The 20,963-nt window shown below is 61.0% G+C and carries 12 protein-coding genes and 3 pseudogenes; 11 read left to right on the top strand and 4 right to left on the bottom strand.

Annotated features, from left to right (window positions below; genetic code table 11):
- Positions 1 to 293: 293 nt before the first annotated feature.
- From QF043_RS21580 to QF043_RS21550, 7 genes and pseudogenes are all read left to right on the top strand, one after another.
- On the top strand, positions 294 to 569 hold the full coding sequence (locus QF043_RS21580; protein WP_307420119.1) for a hypothetical protein: 276 nt from the start codon (positions 294 to 296) through the stop codon (positions 567 to 569).
- 392 nt (positions 570 to 961) lie between these two features.
- A pseudogene (locus QF043_RS21575) lies at positions 962 to 2,138 on the top strand (M20 aminoacylase family protein).
- Positions 2,139 to 2,197: 59 nt separating this feature from the next.
- Positions 2,198 to 3,509: pseudogene (locus QF043_RS21570) on the top strand (citrate-proton symporter).
- On the top strand, positions 3,506 to 4,948 hold the full coding sequence (locus QF043_RS21565) for an amidase (protein ID WP_307420117.1): 1,443 nt from the start codon (positions 3,506 to 3,508) through the stop codon (positions 4,946 to 4,948). Before QF043_RS21570 ends, QF043_RS21565 begins: the two are co-directional and overlap by 4 nt.
- A gap of 64 nt (positions 4,949 to 5,012) precedes the next feature.
- Positions 5,013 to 5,772 (top strand): annotated as a pseudogene (locus tag QF043_RS21560) (IclR family transcriptional regulator).
- Positions 5,773 to 5,945: 173 nt separating this feature from the next.
- A complete protein-coding gene (locus tag QF043_RS21555) occupies positions 5,946 to 6,527 on the top strand; it encodes a YceI family protein (protein WP_307420116.1) in 582 nt (193 codons plus the stop codon).
- Between the two features lies 1 nt (position 6,528).
- Positions 6,529 to 7,686, top strand: coding sequence for a phosphatidylserine/phosphatidylglycerophosphate/cardiolipin synthase family protein (locus tag QF043_RS21550; protein ID WP_307420115.1), 1,158 nt, complete (start codon positions 6,529 to 6,531; stop codon positions 7,684 to 7,686).
- A gap of 18 nt (positions 7,687 to 7,704) precedes the next feature.
- Here QF043_RS21550 and QF043_RS21545 read toward each other — a convergent pair whose 3' ends face one another.
- Both QF043_RS21545 and bglX read right to left on the bottom strand, forming a co-directional pair.
- Positions 7,705 to 10,653 carry a S8 family serine peptidase gene (locus QF043_RS21545; protein WP_307420114.1) on the bottom strand — a complete coding sequence of 983 codons (2,949 nt, stop codon included), beginning with the start codon at positions 10,651 to 10,653 and terminating at the stop codon, positions 7,705 to 7,707.
- A gap of 266 nt (positions 10,654 to 10,919) precedes the next feature.
- A complete protein-coding gene (gene bglX, locus QF043_RS21540; protein WP_307420113.1) occupies positions 10,920 to 13,211 on the bottom strand; it encodes a beta-glucosidase BglX in 2,292 nt (763 codons plus the stop codon).
- 241 nt (positions 13,212 to 13,452) lie between these two features.
- Between bglX and QF043_RS21535 the strand changes: the two genes are divergently transcribed.
- From QF043_RS21535 to QF043_RS21520, 4 genes are all read left to right on the top strand, one after another.
- On the top strand, positions 13,453 to 14,064 hold the full coding sequence (locus QF043_RS21535; RefSeq protein WP_017137266.1) for a LemA family protein: 612 nt from the start codon (positions 13,453 to 13,455) through the stop codon (positions 14,062 to 14,064).
- A gap of 18 nt (positions 14,065 to 14,082) precedes the next feature.
- Entirely contained in the window at positions 14,083 to 14,811 is a 729-nt protein-coding gene (locus QF043_RS21530) for a YgcG family protein (protein WP_307420112.1), read from the top strand.
- Positions 14,812 to 14,842: 31 nt separating this feature from the next.
- Positions 14,843 to 15,460, top strand: coding sequence for a TPM domain-containing protein (locus QF043_RS21525; protein ID WP_056857428.1), 618 nt, complete (start codon positions 14,843 to 14,845; stop codon positions 15,458 to 15,460).
- Positions 15,461 to 15,680: 220 nt separating this feature from the next.
- Positions 15,681 to 16,898: an SAM-dependent methyltransferase gene (locus QF043_RS21520; RefSeq protein WP_307420111.1), complete on the top strand. Its 1,218-nt coding sequence runs from the start codon at positions 15,681 to 15,683 to the stop codon at positions 16,896 to 16,898.
- Positions 16,899 to 16,997: 99 nt separating this feature from the next.
- Here QF043_RS21520 and QF043_RS21515 read toward each other — a convergent pair whose 3' ends face one another.
- On the bottom strand, positions 16,998 to 17,897 hold the full coding sequence (locus QF043_RS21515) for a DMT family transporter (protein WP_307420110.1): 900 nt from the start codon (positions 17,895 to 17,897) through the stop codon (positions 16,998 to 17,000).
- 398 nt (positions 17,898 to 18,295) lie between these two features.
- Positions 18,296 to 20,854: a TonB-dependent receptor gene (locus QF043_RS21510; protein ID WP_307420109.1), complete on the bottom strand. Its 2,559-nt coding sequence runs from the start codon at positions 20,852 to 20,854 to the stop codon at positions 18,296 to 18,298.
- Positions 20,855 to 20,963 lie beyond the last annotated feature (109 nt).

The following is a 20,963-nucleotide window of genomic DNA, read 5'->3' as shown; positions in this document are numbered from 1 at the left end:
TTCGGAGGAGGCGTGCCGAAGCGCTGAAGATTTATTAGGGGAATGGAGAAAATTCCTCAGGTGTATGTGAGTGTTGAAAGGTGGCAGTTAAGGTTATTGCGTTGCCAAGTTAACAACACTTGGGAAACGGATGAGGTTTGCTTGTGCGTCAGAATATTTGTTCTAAGTGCGGGGCTTGAGTTGATATGGAATCTAGATTATTCAAAAAAAGTATAAAAAACTGTCAATGTTCACAGGTGTTTAAAGGGCTGCTTTTTTTATGATGAGGCTCACGTAATGGAGGAGTTCCTGAAATGTCCTATGGCGATGAAGACAGTGCAGCATTCGTAGTAGAAAATCCGATCCTTGGGTGTGGTTCCATACCTGCCTTTTTTTTGGATTTAGAGGGCAAGAAATCTCTTACTGTTTTTGATCTGGAAGGTAACCAGTATGCCGGCGAAATGGTTTCATTGGTGTGCAGAAAGGATAAGGTTATTAATAATTTATGGTATTTAACTATAAAATTATCGAGTGGTCGGACTATGTCGTTTACGGAATACGAGGTTTCCGCAGTGACTAGGCACCTATAAAGCTGATTTAGTTGATGGTATAGCTTATGCGTCGTATACCCTTAATTAATCGACTGGCGAACGTTGGTGAACGTCGCTGATTATACTGAGAAAAGTAAGTGTGTAGCTGTCCAGTTATCTACGCGACGTCGCAAACCAGTCGCAAGTGGTTATCCGCAATCTGCTCTCTGTGGCGAGGGAGCTTGCTCCCGTTTGACTGCGCAGCAGTCGCCGGCTTTTAGGGGCGCTGCGCACCCCAGCGCAAGCACGCTTGCTCGCCACAGGGTTATCAGGTGTCGGCCTCAGGTTCCACCCAGTGGAACCACCTTTGATTGTCCTCACGCCCACATCGCGCTTAGCTGTCGATGTGTCGCCAACAAGAACGGGACCACCCGCCTGTGAGGAGAATCACCATGCGCCCACACCAGCACATTCTGGATTGGCTCAGCGATGTCGCCAGTGACTTGCACGCTGTGCGCCACGATATCCACGCCCACCCGGAACTTGGTTTTGAAGAGAACCGCACCAGCGCGCTCGTTGCGCAGTCCTTGAGGGAGTGGGGCTACGAGGTGCACACCGGCATCGGCAAAACCGGCGTGGTCGGTGTGCTGCGCAAGGGCAGCAGCTCGCGCACGCTGGGGATTCGCGCCGACATGGACGCGTTGCCCATCATCGAAAACACCGGCGCGGCCTACACCAGCCAGCACGCCGGCTGTATGCACGCCTGCGGGCATGACGGCCACACCACCATGTTGCTCGGCGCCGCGCGTTACCTGGCGGCGACGCGGCAATTTGACGGCACCTTGAACCTGATTTTCCAACCTGCCGAAGAAGGCCAGGGCGGCGCCGAGGCGATGCTGGCCGATGGTTTGCTCGAGCGCTTTCCGTGTGATGGCCTGTTCGGCATGCACAATATGCCGGGCTTGCCGGCGGGGCATTTGGGCTTGCGCGTCGGGCCGATGATGGCCTCGCAAGATTTGCTCACCGTGACGTTGGAAGGCGTCGGCGGCCATGGTTCCATGCCGCATCTGACGGTGGATCCGCTGGTGGCGGCGGCGAGTATGGTCATGGCCTTGCAGACCGTGGTGGCGCGCAATATCGATACCCAGGAAGCCGCCGTGGTCACCGTCGGTGCGCTGCAAGCGGGGCAGGCCGCCAACGTGATTCCTCAGCAAGCGCTGTTGCGCCTGAGCCTGCGCGCACTGAATCCCAAGGTGCGCGAGCAGATGCTCGAACGGGTCAACGCGATCATCCACACCCAGGCCGCCAGCTTCGGCTGCACGGTGCAGGTTGAACATCGCCCGGCCTACCCGGTGCTGGTCAACCACGCCGAAGAAAACCGAGTTTGCTCGCCAGGTCGGCGTGGCCTTGCTCGGTGCCGACGCGGTAGACGGCAACACCCGCACCTTGATGGGCAGTGAAGACTTTGCCTGGATGCTGCAACGCTGCCCCGGCAGTTACCTGTTTATCGGCAATGGTGTGTCGCGGCCGATGGTGCACAACCCCGCCTATGACTTTAACGACGACATCCTGCTGACCGGCGCCGCCTATTGGGGCGCGCTGGCCGAGAGCTGGCTCAAGCCTGCCTGACGAGCTGTTTTTTTCTGCCGCTGGACCCTTGCCCTTATCGGTTGAATGGAGTGTTCCTCATGCAGACTGCACACGCAGGCGTTTCCCGCACCCGCCAGGTGGTGGCGGCCGTGATCGGCAATGCGCTGGAATGGTATGACTTTATCGTTTACGGTTTTCTGGCCAGCATCATCGCCCGGCAATTCTTTCCGTCGGAGGATGAATACGCCTCGCTGCTGATGGCCCTGGCCACCTTCGGCGTGGGTTTTTTTCATGCGCCCGGTGGGCGGCATCCTGCTGGGCATCTATGCCGACCGCAAAGGCCGCAAGGCCGCGATGCAGTTGATTATCCGGCTGATGACCGTGTCTATCGCGCTGATCGCCTTCGCACCCAATTACGCCGCCATTGGCATGGGCGCGCCGTTGCTGATTGTGGTGGCGCGCATGCTCCAGGGCTTTGCCACCGGCGGTGAATACGCGAGTGCCACGGCGTTTCTGGTGGAAAGCGCGCCGGCCCATCGCAAGGGCTTGTATGGCTCCTGGCAGTTGGTGGGGCAGTGCCTGGCGGTGTTCGGCGGCGCGGCGATGGTGGCGCTGGTCACGCACTTCTTTTCGCCGCAAACCCTCGACCTGTGGGGCTGGCGCGTGCCGTTTGTGCTGGGCTTGCTGATCGGCCCGGTGGGCTTGTGGATTCGTCGGCACCTGGAAGACCCGGAAGAATTTATCCAGGCACGCAAACAGGCGACCGGCCCGGCGCCGAGCCTGATGGACGTGCTGCGTGAGCATCGGCGCAGCATCCTCGTCTCCATGGGCTTGGCCTGCGGGGCGACGGTGTCGTTTTACGTAGTGCTGGTGAATATGCCGACCTTCGCGCACAAGAGCCTCGGTTTGCCGCTGGACCAGGTGCTGATGGTGCAGATGTTTGCGGTGGCGCTGATGACCGTGGTGATTCCACTGTCCGGCATGCTCTCGGACCGCCTGGGGCGGCGGCCGGTGTTGATGGCCTTCACCCTGGCGTTCTTCGTGATGGTGTACCCGTTGTATGTGTGGGTGGCCACAGCGCCGTCCATCGAGCGCTTGCTGGTGATGCAAGTGCTGCTGTGCACGGCCATCGGCGGGTTCTTCGGCCCGGCACCGACGGCGCTGGCCGAGCAGTTTCCGATTGAGGTGAGGTCCACAGGTGTGTCGGTGGCCTATAACGTCGCCGTCATGGTGTTCGGCGGCTTCGCACCGTTGATCGTGACCTGGCTGACCAAAGTGCTCGGTACGCCAGTGGCGCCGTCGTTTTATGTACTGTTCGCTTGCGTGCTGACGTTGATGGGCACTTACTGCATGCACGAAGCCCCACGGGCGAAGAAACCGCTGCCCTTTTCCAATGAGGTGAAGCCTTGAGCAGTATTGATTGGGATGCCACGCAGCTGTCGCAAGCGATCCATGCGCGGCAGGTGTCGTGTGAAGAAGTGATGGGTGACTACCTGGCGCAGATCCAGCGTTTTAACCCGAGCGTGAATGCGCTGGTGTCGTTGCGGGATGCCGATGAAGTGCTGGCCGAAGCCCGCGCCTGTGATCGCGAACTGGACCAGGGCAAGTCCCGTGGCTGGATGCACGGCATGCCCCAGGCGATCAAGGATTTGGCGGCCACCCAAGGTTTGCGTACCACCTTGGGCTCGCCGCTGTTCGCCGAGCATGTGCCCACCGAAGATGCCATCAGCGTGGCGCGGGTGCGGGCCAGTGGCGCGATCATCATCGGCAAGACCAACGTGCCGGAATTCGGCCTCGGCTCGCAGACCTACAACACGCTGTTCGGCACCACCGGCAATGCCTATGACCCAAGTTTGGTGGCCGGCGGCAGCAGCGGCGGGGCGGCGGTGGCGCTGGCGCTGCGCATGCTGCCGGTGGCCGATGGCAGCGACATGATGGGCTCGCTGCGCAACCCGGCGGCGTTCAATAACCTGTTTGGTTTGCGCCCTTCACAGGGGCGTGTGCCCCACGGGCCGGCGCCGGAATTGTTTGTGCAGCAACTGGGCACCGAAGGCCCCATGGGCCGCAGCGTCACGGATGTGGCGAAGTTATTGAGCATTCAGGCCGGTTACGACCCACGGGTGCCGTTGTCATCCAGGGACGATCCGTCGGTGTTCGGCCAGCCGTTGCAGCGCGACTTCAAAGGCGTTCGCCTGGGCTGGCTGGGTGATTACAACGGCTACTTGCCGATGGACGAGGGTGTGATGGGCCTGTGCGAGTCGGCCCTCGGCGATTTCGCCGCATTGGGCTGCGAGGTGGAAAGCTGCCAGCCGGCGTTTTCCCTGGCGCGTCTATGGCGTTGCTGGTTGGTGCATCGCCACTGGCTGGTGCACGGCAACCTCGGCGCGGCCTACGCCAACCCGCAAAAACGCGCGTTGCTCAAGCCTGAGGCGCAATGGGAAGTGGAGGGCGGGCAGGGCTTGAGCGCGCAGCAGGTGTACCAGGCGTCGGTGGACCGCAGCGAGTGGTATCGCGCCCTGGCCAAGCTGTTTGAACGTTACGATTTCCTGCTGTTGCCCACCGCCCAAGTGTTCCCTTTTGATGCACAGCAGGCGTGGCCGCGCCGTGTGGGTGGGCGCGAAATGGACACTTATCACCGCTGGATGGAAGTGGTGATCGGCCCTACATTGGCCGGCTTGCCGAGCATGAGTATTCCGGTGGGCTTCAATCCTCAAGGCTTGCCCATGGGCCTGCAGATTATCGGCCCGGCCCAGGCGGACCGGGCTGTCTTGCAGCTGGCTTATGCCCACGAACAGCTGACGCACTGGGTAAAGCGCCGCCCGCCTGCGTGCCTTGAATCGATGAGTTGACCTGCGATCGGGCCTGTATCTTGCTGTGAAAAATGATCATCCACCGGCAACAGGGAGATCGAACATGGAGACAGGCACGGTACGGTCGGTTGAGCGCGCACTCGCCATCGTCGAATTGCTCGGTGAGCACCAGGCCTTGGGGCTGGAGGAGTTGCACTACCTCACCCGCTTGCCCAAGGCTACGGTGTCGCGCATGTTGCTGACCTTGCAGGAACAGGGCTGGGTCTATCGCGGCCTCAGCGACCGCCGTTACCGCCTGCGCGCCCAGCGTTTGTTCGGCGACACCCAGCAACGTTTCAAGCGCCAAGTGGTGGAAAGCGCCGCGCCCTGGCTGCTGGAACTCAGTGAACGCACCGGGCTGGTGGTGGATCTGTCCTGCTTTGATGGCGAGCGCCTGGAAGTCATGGAAAGCGCGATCCCCAGTGTATTGCGCAAGTTGTTACCCCAATAACTGCCAGATCGTCGGCCAGCACGCCAGCCTGTTTCACTCGGCGATGGGCAAGGCGTGCCTGACGCAATTACCGGTTGAGGAGGTGCAGCGTCTGGCAGGCCGCGATCATGTCGCCGCGGACGAGCAGGTGCATACCTGCGAGCAAACCCAGCACCAGGGGTTTGGCCAGCGCACTGAAGGCTATTGGGAATACCCGGTGCGCCTGCCGTTTCTGATTCGCGCGGTGGCCTTGCCGGTGCAGGCCAATGGGCGGCTGGTGGGCAGTATGGCGTTGCACTGGCCGATGCATCAGGCGCCAGTGGAACGCGTATTGAACCTGCACATGGCCAGCCTGGAAGCGACGGTGCGCGATGTGCAGCGGGCGCTGATCTAAAGGCAACCAGCGAACCCTGTGGGAGCTGGCTTGCCTGCGATAGCGGCAGGTCAGTCACCATTGCTGCTGGCTGTGCCGCCGTCATCGCAGGCAAGCCAGCTCCCACATTGGATTTGCGCCGCCTGTGAGATTGCGCTTAAGGTTCGTGCAGGTTTTTTGCCCCCCGAGTTTCTATGTTCAATGTCAAACCTCTGGCCTTCACACTGCTGACCTGCGCCGCTCTGCCTGCCCACGCCGACTGGTACCTGGATAACGAATCCTCGCGCCTGTCGTTCGTCACCACCAAGAACACCGAGATTGCCGAGGTGCATCGCTTCCTGGTGTTGCACGGCAAGGTCGACAGCAAAGGCGCGGCGCAGCTGGAGGTCGAGATGGAGTCGATCAACAGCGGCATCCCGCTGCGCGATGAGCGCATGCGCAATGACCTGTTCCAGATCAAGGCCTTCCCCGAAGCGCTGATCAGCGCGCAGATTAATCTGCAACCGATCAATGACCTGGCCCCAGGCGCGCAAATTGAACTGCGCCTGCCACTGTCGGTGACGTTGCATGGCAAGACCCAAACCTACAGCGCCGAACTGCTCGCCACACGCCTGGATGATCGACGCTTCCAGGTGGTAACCCTGGAACCTGTGGTGCTGCACGCCGAGGATTTCGATTTGGTGCCGGGTGTGGCGGCGCTGCGCAAGGCGGCCGGCTTGGCGTCGATCAGTTTGTCGGTGCCGGTCGGTGCGGTGCTGATTTTCACGGCGCGCTGACATGAGCGGCGCAGTGTTCCCGTGGCGCAGCGCCAACCGCTTCGAGTTGCTGATCGACGGCCCGAGTTTCTTCCCGCAGATGCTGGTGGGTATTGCCCGGGCCGAGCGCCTGGTCGATCTGGAGTTGTACCTGGTCGAGGCCGGCGCCTGTGCCGAGGCTATGGTGCAGGCGCTGGTGCTGGCTGCCGAGCGCGGCGTGCAGGTGCGCTGCCTGTTTGATGATTACGGCAGCCTGGCCTTCACGCTGGGCCTGCGTAAGCGCCTCACCGACGCGGGCGTGCAACTGCGCTTCTACAATCGCCTGAGCTGGCGCCGTTGGATGCGTAACCTGTACCGCGACCATCGCAAACTGTTGCTGATCGATCAGGGCATCGCCGTGGTCGGCGGCACGGGCGTTACCGATGAGTTCTGGACGCCAGGGCAAGACACCGCCGACTGGCATGAAGTGATGGTGCAGATCAGCGGCCCGTTGGTGCTGGACTGGCAGGCGTTGTTCGACCGGCAATGGCACGCCAACGCGGCGCGCCGCGAGTGGAAACCCGCCACCCATTTCGGTTTGCCGCGCTTGCCCAAGGTGCCGGCCACCGGGCCTGGCCTGGGGCGCGTGGCGTATGCCGACGCCCGTCAGCACCGCGATATCTTGCAGTCGCTGATCCGCGCGCTGAACAGCAGCAAGACGCGCATCTGGCTGGCCACCCCGTATTTTCTACCGACCTGGAGCGTGCGCCGGGCCTTGCGCCGTGCGGCCGGGCGTGGTGTAGACGTGCGTTTATTGCTGACCGGCCCGCGCACCGATCACCCTTCAGTGCGCTATGCCGGGCACCGTTATTACCCACGGTTGTTGCGCGCAGGCGTGCAGATCTTTGAATACCAGCCGTGCTTTTTGCACCTGAAAATGGTGCTGGTGGACGACTGGGTGAGCGTCGGCTCGTGCAATTTCGACCACTGGAATTTGCGTTTCAACCTGGAGGCCAACCTCGAAGCGCTGGACCCTGAGTTGACGGCAGCGGTGGCGGGCAGTTTCGAGCGTGATTTTGCCAAGAGCCAGGCGGTGAGCCTGGAGGCGTGGAAGGCGCGGCCGTTGTGGCGGCGGGTGAAGCAGCGGGTGTGGGGCTGGATTGATCGGTTGGTGGTTAACTTGCTGGATCGGCGGGGGTAGGACACCCCCGCCTGCTGCTTAAAATTGCAGTGAGTACTGCGCGGTGATGCTTTGGTCTCGGCTGCGCTCGCCACGCTGCTGGGTAAAGCCCAGGTCGATTGCGCTGTCACGCGTCAGGCGCGCGGTGGCGCCCAGTTCCAGCCGGGTGCTGAGTCGATCCAGCGGCGCGCCGCTGACACTCATGACTCGCCCGCCGTCCCAGGCAGCCTGGGTAGACGGTTGCAGGTCACCGCTGGCTCGGGTGTAAGCCAGGCCGCCGCGCACACTCAACCACGACGGGCCGATTTGCGCCTTGCCCAGGTCGAGGTTCACCCGCACACCGCCGGTGGCCAGGTTCACGCTTTCTTTCGAACGTTTGCCGCGCAGTGCCGTGATGCCGCCCCGCTCGGTATAGCCTTCGCTGCGCTGTTGCACATTGGCCAGTTGCAGGTACGGCTGCCAATCCCAGAAGTTATGGCTGAACTTATAGTTGGCCTCGGCAAACGCCTGCACGGTGCGGCTGGCGTATTTGCCGGACAAGCGGTTTTCTACACCGGGAAAGCTGACGCGGCGTTTGGTCTCAATCGCATGTTGCGCATAGGCGATGCCGCCATACAGGCCAAAAGCGTCCCACGTGTGACCCGCGTGCAGGCCCAACTGATAGGTGTCGACACTTGCCTTTCCACGCGGTCCGGCCTTGACCTCGCTGCTGCCGCTGCCGGCCACCACGCCCAGGCGTGTGCCTTGTTCCAGTTGGTGATCGAAGCCGACCAGAATCCCCGTGCTGTTGTGGGACGTGCGCGAGGTGCCGTTATCACCCACCAGTAGCCCGGACTGACGCGGCAGTTGTACCCATATGCCACGGTTCTCGGCGTGTGGCCCGGTAGCGCGATGGTTTTGCGCAAGGCGTTGACGGTCGAACACGGCCTGACGCAGCACGCGGCTGTTTTCGATCAGCGCTGCCTGGGTGCTGGCATGCAGTTCGCCGCTCAATTGGTCGAGGGCCGCAGGCGCCTGTTCAGGGAACAGAGCAGTCAGGCGTTGCAGCAGGGGGGAGGTCAACGCATCCGTGTCGGCGGCGCTGGCGACGGCCCGCTGGTTGGCCGTTTCTGCCGCCGAAGCCAGTGAGCGGCCACGGCCGAATTCCACCAGCAGGGTGTTGGCTTCTTTGACTTGCGACACGTTGAGGAAGGGCGAAAATTCGCGACGGTCGATCGCCGCAAATTCGCCGCTCAAGGCCGCGTTGGCCTGCAGGATGCTGTGGCGCTGGCCCAGGTAGTAGGTGTTGGGTTGTGCGCTGAGGTACAGCGTGCCGCCGTTGATGGAGGCTTGGTTGCTCACCTGCAGTTTTGCCGGCGCCGTTGGGGTTGTGAGTCCCGTCATGAGCGTTGACCCAGCGGCCTGCTGGTAGTCACCCTGCACGCTCAGGGCGCCGTTCAGACGCAGCGTGCCACCGTCGACTATGACATCGCCCTTGAGGTTGTTGGCGCCGTCCAGCTCCAGAATGCCTTGTTTAAGCGTGGCGCCGGCGAAGCTGTTATTGCCGCTCAGGCGCAGCCAACCGATACCGCTTTTCTCCAGGCGCCCGGGGCCGCCGATATCGTTACGCCAGTCGTCCCAGGCACCGCCCTGCCAGACAATTGCACCACCGGCGGGGCGATCCATGTTCACCAAGGTGTCGACGCGCAACTGGCCGGGACCGTCGATGGCTTTTTTGAGGTTCATCAGGCCCCAGCCGTAGACGTCGTCCACGCCTGGTTCGCCAAGGTCGGTGGCGGTGGTCAGCAGTACGTCGCGGATTTGCGGGTTGTCGAGGTAGGGAAAGCGCTCCATTAGCAGGGCCAGGCCGCCGGAGATGTGGGGGGCGGCCATGGAGGTGCCGGAACTTGGTATATAGCCTAGCTCGGGTTTATCGCCGGTCACTGTGAACCCGATGACATCACCGTCCGGGCCGTACTGGTTTTCGGTTTGTATCGAACCGCTGACCCAGGACGAGTTGATATCTGTTCCGGGCGCGGCCAGGCACCAGTCTTTGCTGAAGCCGCAGCGCCTGGAATAATCGCTCAAGGTTAGCGCTTGAGTTAAGTTGACGACGGTCAACCAATAAGGCTCCAGCTCTGCAATGGCACGTGGCAGGCTGGGATGAAGCCCGGAGTTTGGCGCTTTTTGAGGGGATTCGTTGGCTGTGGTGACGTTGCCCGCTGACCATACTTGCAGGATCCCATACTTGATAGCGTTGTCTGCGATGGCCTTGAGTTCTGCATAAACCGGGATTTGTGTGTCGCTTAATGCAATGTCCAGCTCTGCCGCATTCGCAGGCGAAAATGCGCTGCCCCAACTGTTATTGACAACACGTACATTCTGCTTGTGCAATTGGGCATAGACCGCGTCAACCGCGGCAACTGTCGGAAGGGGAAGCCTCAACGCACTTGTTATGGCAATTGGGCCTCCCAGATAGGTATTACCGAACTTACGCACGGCACTCAAGTTGGCCGCGTAAGCTACACCATGTACCCCGGAGCCATCGCGATTGGCGAGTGCCGTACCGGCAACGTGAGTGCCATGCGCGTCGTAGGTCGTTCCAACAAATCCGAGATATTCATCAAGTTGCTCTCGGGTCAGGGTGCCATCGGCTATAGATTCTTCTAGGCCTGCTAGTGCTTCAGGTGGCAATGAGTCTATAACGGTTACTGCGGCGCGATCACCTTCGGTGTAGAAGCAGCCATTTTCCAGCACGCTCCCGCTCATGCAGCCGGGGTCGGCCATCACCACGCCGACAGCTGGCTTCCCGGCAAACTCGCCATGGCGCAGGTCGGTTCCAGCGTCATAAACCCCCATTTGCACCCCCGCACCACTTAACCCTCGTGCATAAGCGTAATCCGCACCCACTGCGCCCAGCCCCCAGTTATTCTTGAACTCTTCGCTGCGCCAACTGGCGGCGTCGTGCAGCCGGCCTTGTTCGGTGTAGCTGGCGGCTTCAATCGGCATGGCTGACAAGCATCCAAGCACACAGAGGGCGATAGCATTGCGTTTAAATGATGATTGAGCGGGCGCTTTTGCGGCTGCCGCTCGGGCGTTTTTCGTGGGCAACATAGTCCACACACCTGCACATAAAATTGGGCTGACAGGGTGTGCGAGTACGCAGAGTGATTAATGTAGGAGTTGGCTTAGAGGGAAGGAGAAAGTTAATTGATCGCTGATCAACGAGGCTTACTGCGATGCCCCCTCTTTGAAGAAAGAGGGGGCTGCGAGTATTACAGCAATTCGAACGTCTGCTGCTGCACATCCTGGGAATCCAACCCGATCTGCACATTGAACTCGCCCGGTTCCGCTGCGAACTTGAGTTGGGTGTTATAGAACTTCAAGTCTTCTTCGGTGATGGTGAAGTGCAAGGTGCGTTCTTCACCGGCCTTGAGCATGACCTTCTGGAAGTTCTTCAGCTCCTTGACCGGGCGGATCATCGAGCCGGCCACGTCCTGGATATACAACTGCACCACGGTTTCGCCATCGACCTTGCCGGTGTTCTTCACCGTGACGCTGGCGTCGAGCTTGCCGGTCTTGTTCAGGGTGGTGGACGACAGCGCCATGTCCGACAGGCTGAACGTGCTGTAACTCAGGCCATAGCCGAACGGGAACAGCGGCCCGGTGACGTCATCGAAGTACTGCGAGGTGTAGTTGCCCGGCTTGCCAGGGGTGAACGGCCGGCCGATGCTCAGGTGGTTGTAGTAGGTCGGAATCTGCCCCACCGAACGTGGGAAGGTGATCGGCAGCTTGCCCGATGGGTTGTAGTCACCGAACAGCACGTCGGCGATGGCGTTGCCGCCTTCAGTGCCGGCAAACCAGGTTTCCAGGATCGCGTCAGCCTCTTTGTTTTCATCCACAATCGACAGCGGGCGGCCGTTCATCAGCACCAAGACCAGCGGTTTGCCGGTGGCTTTGAGCGCCTTGATCAGGTCGCGCTGGCTTTGCGGAATATTCAGGTCGGTGCGGCTGGAAGACTCGTGGGACATGCCACGGGACTCGCCCACGGCGGCGACCACTACGTCGGCTGCCTTGGCGGCCTTGACCGCTTCGTCGATCATCACCTGGGCTGGGCGGCTGTCATCGACCACTTCCGGCGCATCGAAATTGAGGAAGTTGAGGTAGTCGACCACGGCCTTGTCGTTGGTGATGTTAGCGCCACGGGCGTAGATGATTTTGCCTTTGTCGCCGATTACAGCGTTCATGCCGTCCAGCAGCGTGACGGATTGTTCGGGCTTACCGGCGGCGGCCCAACTGCCCATCATGTCGATCGGGGCCTTGGCCAGCGGGCCGACCAGCGCGATGGTCGCGGATTTTTTCAGCGGCAGGGTGTTGTTGTGGTTTTTCAGCAAGACCTGGCTGCGGCGGGCGATATCGCGGGCATCGCTGCGGTGCAGGCGGCTGTCGGCATAGGTGTCGGCCGGGTCGTCCTCGGCCTTGCCGATGCGCAGGTACGGGTCTTTGAACAGGCCCATGTCGTACTTGGCGCCGAGCACTTCGCGCACCGCATTGTCGATGTCGCTTTGCTCGATTTCGCCGGACTTGAGCAAGCCAGGCAATTCCTTGCCATACAGCGAGTCGTTCATGCTCATGTCGATGCCGGCCTTGATCGCCAGCTTGGCAGCCTCACGCCCGTCCTTGGCCACGCCGTGCTTGATCAGCTCGAAGATCGCGCCATGGTCGCTCACGGCCAGGCCTTTGAAGCCCCAGTCCTTGCGCAGCAGATCATTCATCAGCCAGGTGTTGGCGGTGGCCGGCACGCCGTTGATGGAGTTGAGCGCCACCATCACGCCGCCGGAACCGGCCTTGATCGCCGCGTGGTACGGCGGCAGGTAGTCCTGGTACATCTTGACCGGGCTCATGTCGACCACGTTGTAGTCGCGACCGCCTTCCACCGCGCCATACAGGGCGAAGTGCTTGACGCTGGCCATGATGCTGTCGGCATTCGCCGGGCTTACGCCCTGGAACGCCTTGACCATCACTTCGGCGATACGCGAGACCAGGTAGGTGTCCTCACCAAAACCTTCCGAGGTACGGCCCCAGCGTGGGTCGCGGGAAATGTCGACCATCGGCGCAAAGGTGATGTCGAGGCTGTCGGCGGCGGCTTCCTGGGCGGCGATGCGCCCGGAGCGGCCGATGGCGTCCATGTCCCAGCTGGAGGCCAGGGCCAGGCTGATCGGGAAAATCGTGCGGTGGCCGTGGATCACGTCGTAGGCGAAGAACATCGGGATCTTCAACCGGCTGCGCATGGCCGCGTCCTGCATCGGACGGTTTTCCGGGCGGGTGATCGAGTTGAACGTGCCGCCGATGCGGCCGGCGGCGATTTCCTTGCGGATCAGCTCGCGGGGCATTTCCGGGCCGATGCTGATCAGGCGCAATTGGCCGATCTTTTCATCCAGGGTCATCTGCTTGAGCAGGTCGCTGACGAAGGCGTCCTTGTCTTTAAGCGCAGCAGGCTTTGTTTCTGCCCATACGGGGTGACTGGCCAGAGTGGCAACAAGGCCGAGCAAACACAGCTTTTTCATGAATATCCTTTTTCGGCTACTGCACAGCAAAAATGCGCTGGTCTGCCAAAATGTGGGGGAACCTATGTTGTTGTTCGAGTGTTATTGCACTTAATGCACCACACTTGTGAACTCTTATTCGCGCTGGGCATCTTTTTAGCTGATTGGCTCGACGCAATCCAGTGGTGGCGGATTATGCCCCAAGCGCGCGGTTTATAGGGTTAGTCGTCACATTCCATCCAGATTGGGCAGGAGAAACACTATGCAAGCAGCACAACATTACCGCTGGGGCTTCAAGGCCGCGGCTTTGCTACTGATCAGCACAGTGCTGAGCGGTTGCGGCATCAACACCATTCCGACCCTGGACGAACAGGCCAAGGCCGCCTGGGGCCAGGTGCAGAACCAGTACCAACGCCGCGCCGACCTGATTCCCAACCTGGTGGAAGTGGTCAAGGGCTATGCGGCCCATGAGCAAGACACGCTGACGGCGGTGATTGAAGCGCGGGCCAAGGCCACCTCGATTCAGGTGGATGCCAGCACCCTCGACAACCCGGAAAAACTCAAGCAGTTCCAGCAAGCCCAGGATGGCCTGAGCGGTGCGCTTAGCCGTTTGATGGTGGTGTCCGAGCGCTACCCGGACCTCAAAGCCAACCAGAACTTCCTGGCGTTGCAGTCTCAGCTTGAAGGCACCGAAAACCGTATCGCCGTGGCCCGTCGCGACTTTATCCAGGCGGTGCAGGCGTACAACACCGAGATCCGCACCTTCCCGGGTCGCCTGTGGCACAGCGTGATGTACAGCGACTTGCCGATCCGCGCCACGTTTGAGGCCACCAGTGCCGACGCCGATAAAGCGCCGCAAGTGAAGTTCAAATAAGGCTTCTCTGAGGTGTCGATGCGTTTATTACGGATAGGCTTGGCGCTGTGGCTGCTGGCCTGCGTGGGCGTGGCCCAGGCGGCGCTGACCTTCCCGGCCTTGACCGGGCGGGTGGTGGACACCGCGCAGATGATCGACCCGGCGGTACGTGCGCAGCTGACCCAGCAATTGCAGGCGCTGGAGCAAACCTCGGGCGACCAGGTCGTGGTGGTCACCGTGCCCGACCTGCAAGGTGTGCCCATTGAGGACTACGGTTATCAATTGGGCCGCCAGTGGGGCATCGGCCAGAAGGGCAAGGACAATGGCGCGCTGTTGATCGTCGCCCGTGATGAGCGCAAGTTGCGCATCGAGGTCGGTTATGGCCTCGAAGGCGTGCTGACCGATGCGCAGTCGTGGGTGATCATCAACCAGGTGATCGCGCCCAAGTTCAAGGCCGGCAATTACAGCCAGGGCATCAGCGACGGTGTTGCGGCCATGATTCAGGTGGTGGGCGGCGAGCCGCTGGCAGTGCCGGCCCATGTGGCGGATACGAATTTTGCCAAGGATAATCCGGGGCTTTCCATCGGCCTGTTCATCCTGCTGATCGGCGTGTTGTGGCTGTGCAATCGGTTGGGGCTGCCCGTGGGGGCGATCCTGCTGGCGATTCTCAGCAGCAGTGGACGCGGCGGCAGTGGCGGGGGAGGCGGCGGTGGCTTCAGAGGCGGCGGCGGTGGTTTTGGCGGCGGTGGTGCCTCAGGTGGCTGGTAATGACAATAACTGGAACAGAGCATCTACAACCATGGCATTACTGACTGAACACGAGCAGCGCCAAGTCGCCGAAGCGATTGCCCGCGTCGAAAAAACCACCGATGCCGAGCTGGTCACCGTGCTGGCCGCGCGCGCGGATGATTACGCCTATATCCCGCTGCTGTGGGCCAGCCTGATCGCCTTGGTGGTGCCTGGCATCGTGCACTACCTGTCGGGCTACCTGACCATGTACACCTTGCTGTTGGCGCAATGGGCGACCTTCATTGTGCTGTGCCTGGTGTTTCGCCTGCCCAAGGTCACCACTCGCCTGATTCCGCGTTCGGTACGGCATTGGCGCGCATCGAACCTGGCGCGGCGGCAGTTCCTGGAGCAAAACCTGCACCACACGCTGGGCAGCACCGGCGTGCTGATTTTTGTCAGCGAGGCGGAGCGGTATGTGGAGATCCTGGTGGACGACGGTATTTCCAAACACCTGGATGACGGCAGTTGGGATGAAATCGTCAAGGCGTTCACCCAGCAGGTGAAGCAGGGGCAGACGCTGGCGGGGTTTATTGCCTGCATCGAAGCGTGTGGTGAATTGCTGAAGGTGCATGTGCCGGTGACGCAGACGCGTAATGAGCTGCCTAACCGGTTGATCGTGCTGGAGTAACGCCAAGCACCGCAAATCTAAATGTGGGAGCGGGCTTGCTCGCGAATGCGGTGGGTCAGCCCTAAATAGGTTGGCTGACACTCCGCATTCGCGAGCAAGCCCGCTCCCACATGGGGTCTGTGCAGCTCATGGGATTTGACCGTTGATCAAATAACCCCGTGCCCTAAACCTTCATCCCCCCTAAAATGCCCGGCATTCTTTGCCCGAGGCGTTTTTGTTCATGTCTGTCACCGCTCAACCTGCCAGCCCTGCGCCGGATCATCACGCCCAGTTCATCGAACTGCTGAGCGCAAGCCTCGCGCAGAACGCGTTTATCAAGCTGGTGTTGGCCAAGTACGTCGGCGAAGAAGCCGAGTTGCAGCGGCTGATCATCAAGCAGGTGGTGGTCAAAGAGCAGGCGTGCCTGTCTTTTGTCTATCGCTACAAGACCCGCGACATCACCAAGAACTTGCCGCTGGCCGACGGCGTGGCGGCGATTGCCGCGCTGCTGCCGGCGTCATTCAAGAACGCGCACCTGTTGTCGCTGACCGACGAAGCCCAGCTGGAATACAGCAAAAAGAACAAAAGCTCGCTGTTCAAAAGCAAGCCGCAGCAATTGCGCGAGGCCCCTTCGGCTGAGCATAACCGCGAGAAAAACCGCTTTCTCGACCTGAGCCGGCCCTTCCTTGCGGACCTGGGCGTCACCGACGCCAAGCAGGCGCTGATCCCGTCGATGTCGCGCAAGTGGAAGCAGATCAACAAGTTCATCGAAGTGTTCAGCCATGCGCTGACCTCATCGCCGTTGAAGCTCGACCAACCGGTGCGCGTGGCGGATTTCGGTTCGGGCAAGGGCTACCTGACGTTCGCCATTCACGATTACCTGCGCAACACCCTCAAGGCCGAGGGCGAAGTGACGGGCGTGGAATTGCGTGAAGACATGGTGACCCTGTGCAACACCGCCGCCGCGCGCCTGGAGCATCCGGGGCTGGTGTTCAAATGCGGTGATGTGCGCAGTGTGGCGCCCAGCGAACTGGAGGTGATGATCGCGCTGCATGCCTGCGATATCGCCACTGACTACGCGATCCACACCGGCATCCGTTCCGGTGCGTCGATCATCATGTGCTCGCCGTGCTGCCACAAACAGATCCGCCTGCAGATCCAGAGCCCGCCGTTGCTCAAGCCGATGCTGCAATACGGCCTGCACCTGGGCCAGCAGGCGGAAATGGTCACCGACAGCTTGCGTGCGCTGTTCCTTGAGGCCTGTGGTTACGAGACCAAGGTGTTCGAGTTCATCTCGTTGGAACACACCAACAAGAACAAGATGATTCTGGCGGTCAAGCGGGCCGAGCCTGTGGACAATGCGCAGTTGCTGGAGAAGATTCAGGAATTGAAGGCGTTCTACCACATCAGCGAGCACTGCCTGGAAACCCTGCTGCGCGCGGATGGTTATTTAGGCTGAAAAACAGGACCAAAATGTGGGCTTGCTCGCGAAAGCGGAGTGTCAGCAACCTATCAGGTGACTGATGCACCGCTTTCGCGAGCAAGCCCGCTCCCACATTTAGATCGCATTCATCTTTGAGGTCGGTGCAGGCTGCACCGCCGTCTTGCGCCCGAGCATCACCGTCACGATCACCCCACATGCAAACACCCAGGTAGTCGGCTCGATATGTTCACCAAAGAACAGCGCCGAAAACGCGATGGTGAGGAAGATCTGCAACAGCTGAATCTGGCTGACCCGCGCAATACCGCCCATGGCCAACCCGGCGTACCAGGCGAAGAACCCCAAAAACTGCGAGAACAGCGACACATACCCAAACGCCCACCAGGTGCGCATGGAAATCGCGCCTTGGTGCTGCGCTGCCAAGTACCACACCGGGCCGATCAATACGGGCGTCGATAGCACCAGCGCCCAGCAGATCACTTGCCAGCCGCCCATCTCCTTGGCCAACCGGCCGCCTTCGGCATACCCCAGGCCGCCCACGGCAATCGCACCGAGCATCAGCAAATCGCCGGCTTGAATGCTGCCGGCGCCGGTGATCAACGCGTAACTGAGCACCAACGCACTGCCCAGCGCCGCGCAGGCCCAGAAGGCTTTCGACGGCCGCTCGTGGGACAGCCACGCCGCATACAGCGCCACGCACAGCGGCTGCAGGCCATTGACCAGCGCGCCATGGGAGGCCGGCAAGGTTTGCATGGCCCAGGCCGAGAGCACGGGGAAGCCGAGAATCACGCCGGCAATCACCAGGCACAGGCCGCGCACCTGGCGCCAGGTTGGCCAGCTTTCCCGGCGCCACAGCAACAGTGCCGCCGCCGGGATTGCCGCGAACAAGGCGCGCCCGAGGCCATTGAGCAAGGGGTGGATTTCCTGCACCACAATGCGGGTGAAGGGCAATGTCAGGCTGAAGATAACGACACCCAGCAGGCCGAGGGCCATGCCGGTATTTTCGCGCGAGCTCATGAGTGGGGAACCGAATCTGGAGGACTTCAAGGGAAGCCCATCTAGCCACAACCCCCGCTGATTAAGGGCCTACAGCTGGTCGCAGATTTATCCGTACAGTTCCAATCGCTCTGTAGGCAGTGCCGCCGCCATCGCGGGCAAGCCCGGCTCCCACATTGGATCTCTATTGCCTGGCGGATCGAGATCTCCTATGGGAGCCGGCTTGCCTGGGGTTGATCTCTATTGCCTGGCTGACCGAGATCTCCTATGGGAGCTGGCTTGCCTGGGGTTGATCTCTATTGCCTGGCGGATCGAGATCTCCTATGGGAGCCGGCTTGCCTGGGGTTGATCTCTATTGCCTGGTTGGCCGAGATCTCCTGTGGGAGCTGGCTTGCCTGCGATGGCGTCACCCTGGTCTGTTAGAAGAACCGCGTAATGCTGACCTTCGCATCGCGGCCCTTGGTGTAGGCACGATCACCGCTCAAGGCCGGGCGGAAGTTGTTGTTGAACAGGTTGTCCACGGTGAAGTTCACCTCGGTGCCTTTGAGGTAGGCCTGTTGCGGCTTCCATTTGGCGAACAAACCTTGGGTGTTGTAGGCCTTGTTGCCGTACTGATCGTAAAACAGGTCGCCCAAACTGCTGCCCGGGCCGCCGGAATATTTGTCACTCGGCAAGCGATCGGTGGCGCCGATGAACTGGCCCATCCAGCCCACCTGGGCATCCCAGGCCGGGATATGGGTGCCTAACACCAGCACCCATTTGGTCGGTGGAATATCGCGGGCCGGCACATCCGGGCCCCATGGGTTGGTGTAGGCGCCTTCGTGTTCACCCTTGGCGTAGGCGAACGACACCGAGCCGAACAGGTAGGTGGAGTTGTAGAAGGACTCCAGTTCAAAGCCCTTGATGGTCAGGCCGCCGATGTTGCGGTAGTTGGGCATCGCCCCCGGCGGGCAAGCGTTGGCAATGGTGCCACCGTTGACGGCCTGGTTCTGGCAACCCACGCCGGTGGCCTTGAAGATTTCGTCTTCGACTTTGTTATGGAACAGCGTGGCGCGTACTTGCAGGTTATCGTTCTGGGCGATCAAGTTGTCGAAGCTGGTGACGCCACCCAGGGTGATCGAGGTGATGCGCTCCGGGTCGAGGTCGACACTGGTCGCGGTGCGGCTGCCCAGGCCTTGTACTTCATATTGCTCGTCGATCACCGGTGCACGCCAGGTCTTGCTCCAGTTGGCGAACAGCCCCAGGTTCGGCGTGACGTTCCAGAACAGCGCCAGGCGCGGCGACCAGCCGGTGTAGGTGCGGTCGCTGTAGTCGTGGCCGAAGGACGGATCCGGGTTGTTGTAGTACGGCGCATCGTTACCTTCGCCACGGTTACGCACATGGTCGTAGCGCAGCGACGGGGTGATGGTCACGTCGCCCACGGTGACTGCGTCCTGGACGAAGAAACTGTTGGTGTCGACCTTGCCGTGGGGCATGAAGCCCGGCTGGAAGTGCCCGTAGTTGTAACGCGCGGTGTTGTAGGTGGTGCCGGGCATCCACATCTCGGTTTCGCGGATGTGCTTGCGGATTTGCCCGCCGACGGTCAGCGCATGCTGCAAGGGGCCTGTGTCAAACAGGCTGACGTTGCGGATGTCGAGGTTCTTGTCGGTGTAGGCGGTGTCCATCTTGCGCCCGCCGGAGGCCAGTTGGAAAAACGCGGTGGCGTCGCGTTCGTCGGTCTGGTCGGTGTTGGACTGGGAATATTTGACGGTCAGGTCGATCAGCGGGTTATTCACCGGCGTGTATTCGTACTTGCCTGACCAGGTAGTGTCGGTGGTGTCACGCTGGGCTAAAAAACGCTTCAGCGCGTTTTCGTAGCCGTAGCGGTCGATGTTGGCCTGGGTCGGCGGCGTCGGGTAGCTGGCGGCGGAGAACGGCGTCCAGCGGTTGCTGTGGGAGCGTGAGTAAGACAGACCAACGCTGTGCTCCTCGGTGAAGTGGGCGTTGACCTTGAACAGTTTGCCGTCCACATCCTGGGCGCTGTTGGGCAGGCGCTGAGGGTTGACCGGGTATTCGTTGTTGTCGTTGGGCAGTTTGCCGGCCACCTTCATGTCGCCGCCGTCGCGCTGGGTCAGGTAGGCCAGGGCGTCGAAACGCCCGTCGTCGGTGCGGCCGTACACGGCACCGCTGTAGATCTGTTCGTGGTCATTGCTGGAGTAGCCGTATTTGAGCATCGCGCCGCTGTTGCGACCGTCTTGCAAAAGGTCCGGGGCATCCTTGGTGGTCATGTTGACCGTGCCGCCAAAGCCGCCGTTGCCGGTGAATGGCGAGTTGGGGCCTTTCTCGACCTCGATGCTCTTGATCAGCTCGGGCTCGATAAACACGGTGCCTTGCTGGTAGCGCTCAAAGCCGGTTTTGGTGGCGCCGTCGACAGTCATCGGTACGTCCTCGGCGTCGCCGAAACCACGAATATTGATGGTCTGGCCACCAGGTTTCAGGGAGCCGCCCTGGCTTACGCCGGGCAAGGTCTGCAACAGGCTGGGGATGTTGTTGGACTGGTAGCGGTCAATGTCGGCCTGGGTCATGGTCGAGCGGTTGACGGTGCTGGAGTCGACTTCGTTACCGGTGCCGATCACGCTGAGGGCATCCAGCTGGATGGCGCCGCTGTGGGTGGCCTTGCCCTCGTCGGGGCGCACCACGTAGGTGTTGCCGACTTTGATCAGGGTGAACTCGCCGTTTTTCAGCAAGCTGCGAATCGCCACTTCCGGGCTGAACTCGCCGTTGAGCGCCGGCGCCTGCACATGCTTGAGCAGCGTTTCATCGAACAACAGCTGGATTTTAGCCTGCTGCGCGACAAAGCTCAGGGACGTGGCCAGCGATTGGGCGGGCAGTTGCAGCGTGAGCGACTCGGCCTGGGCGCTGAGGCTCAAGGCCATGCAGGAGGCAATAAGGGTCGGTCGAAGCAACAGGTGCGAAGCGTGGCAAGGCGCGCGAAACATGAGATCCCCCGGGGCGGCTAAATAGCCAAAAAGGTGTGCGTATCCAACACAGTCGGGAGGAAGACGGGGCAGCTGCAAAAAACCACACATGCGAATGCAAAATATTCTC

This window comes from Pseudomonas sp. W3I7, assembly GCF_030816095.1.
Classification (GTDB): Bacteria; Pseudomonadota; Gammaproteobacteria; order Pseudomonadales; family Pseudomonadaceae; genus Aquipseudomonas; species Aquipseudomonas salomonii.
Note: the sequence above shows the minus strand (reverse complement) of the source record. Positions and strands in the feature narration are given on the sequence as shown.

Excerpts from the sequence above, each read along its gene's own strand:
- QF043_RS21555 (WP_307420116.1), top strand. The coding sequence starts at position 5,946 with ATGTTCAATGTCAAACCTCTGGCCTTCACACTGCTGACCTGCGCCGCT.
- QF043_RS21530 (WP_307420112.1), top strand. The coding sequence starts at position 14,083 with ATGCGTTTATTACGGATAGGCTTGGCGCTGTGGCTGCTGGCCTGCGTG.
- QF043_RS21515 (WP_307420110.1), bottom strand. The coding sequence starts at position 17,897 with ATGAGCTCGCGCGAAAATACCGGCATGGCCCTCGGCCTGCTGGGTGTC.
- QF043_RS21510 (WP_307420109.1), bottom strand. The coding sequence starts at position 20,854 with ATGTTTCGCGCGCCTTGCCACGCTTCGCACCTGTTGCTTCGACCGACC.
- bglX (WP_307420113.1), bottom strand. The coding sequence starts at position 13,211 with ATGAAAAAGCTGTGTTTGCTCGGCCTTGTTGCCACTCTGGCCAGTCAC.
- QF043_RS21580 (WP_307420119.1), top strand. The coding sequence starts at position 294 with ATGTCCTATGGCGATGAAGACAGTGCAGCATTCGTAGTAGAAAATCCG.
- QF043_RS21550 (WP_307420115.1), top strand. The coding sequence starts at position 6,529 with ATGAGCGGCGCAGTGTTCCCGTGGCGCAGCGCCAACCGCTTCGAGTTG.
- QF043_RS21520 (WP_307420111.1), top strand. The coding sequence starts at position 15,681 with ATGTCTGTCACCGCTCAACCTGCCAGCCCTGCGCCGGATCATCACGCC.
- QF043_RS21525 (WP_056857428.1), top strand. The coding sequence starts at position 14,843 with ATGGCATTACTGACTGAACACGAGCAGCGCCAAGTCGCCGAAGCGATT.
- QF043_RS21545 (WP_307420114.1), bottom strand. The coding sequence starts at position 10,653 with ATGCCGATTGAAGCCGCCAGCTACACCGAACAAGGCCGGCTGCACGAC.
- QF043_RS21535 (WP_017137266.1), top strand. The coding sequence starts at position 13,453 with ATGCAAGCAGCACAACATTACCGCTGGGGCTTCAAGGCCGCGGCTTTG.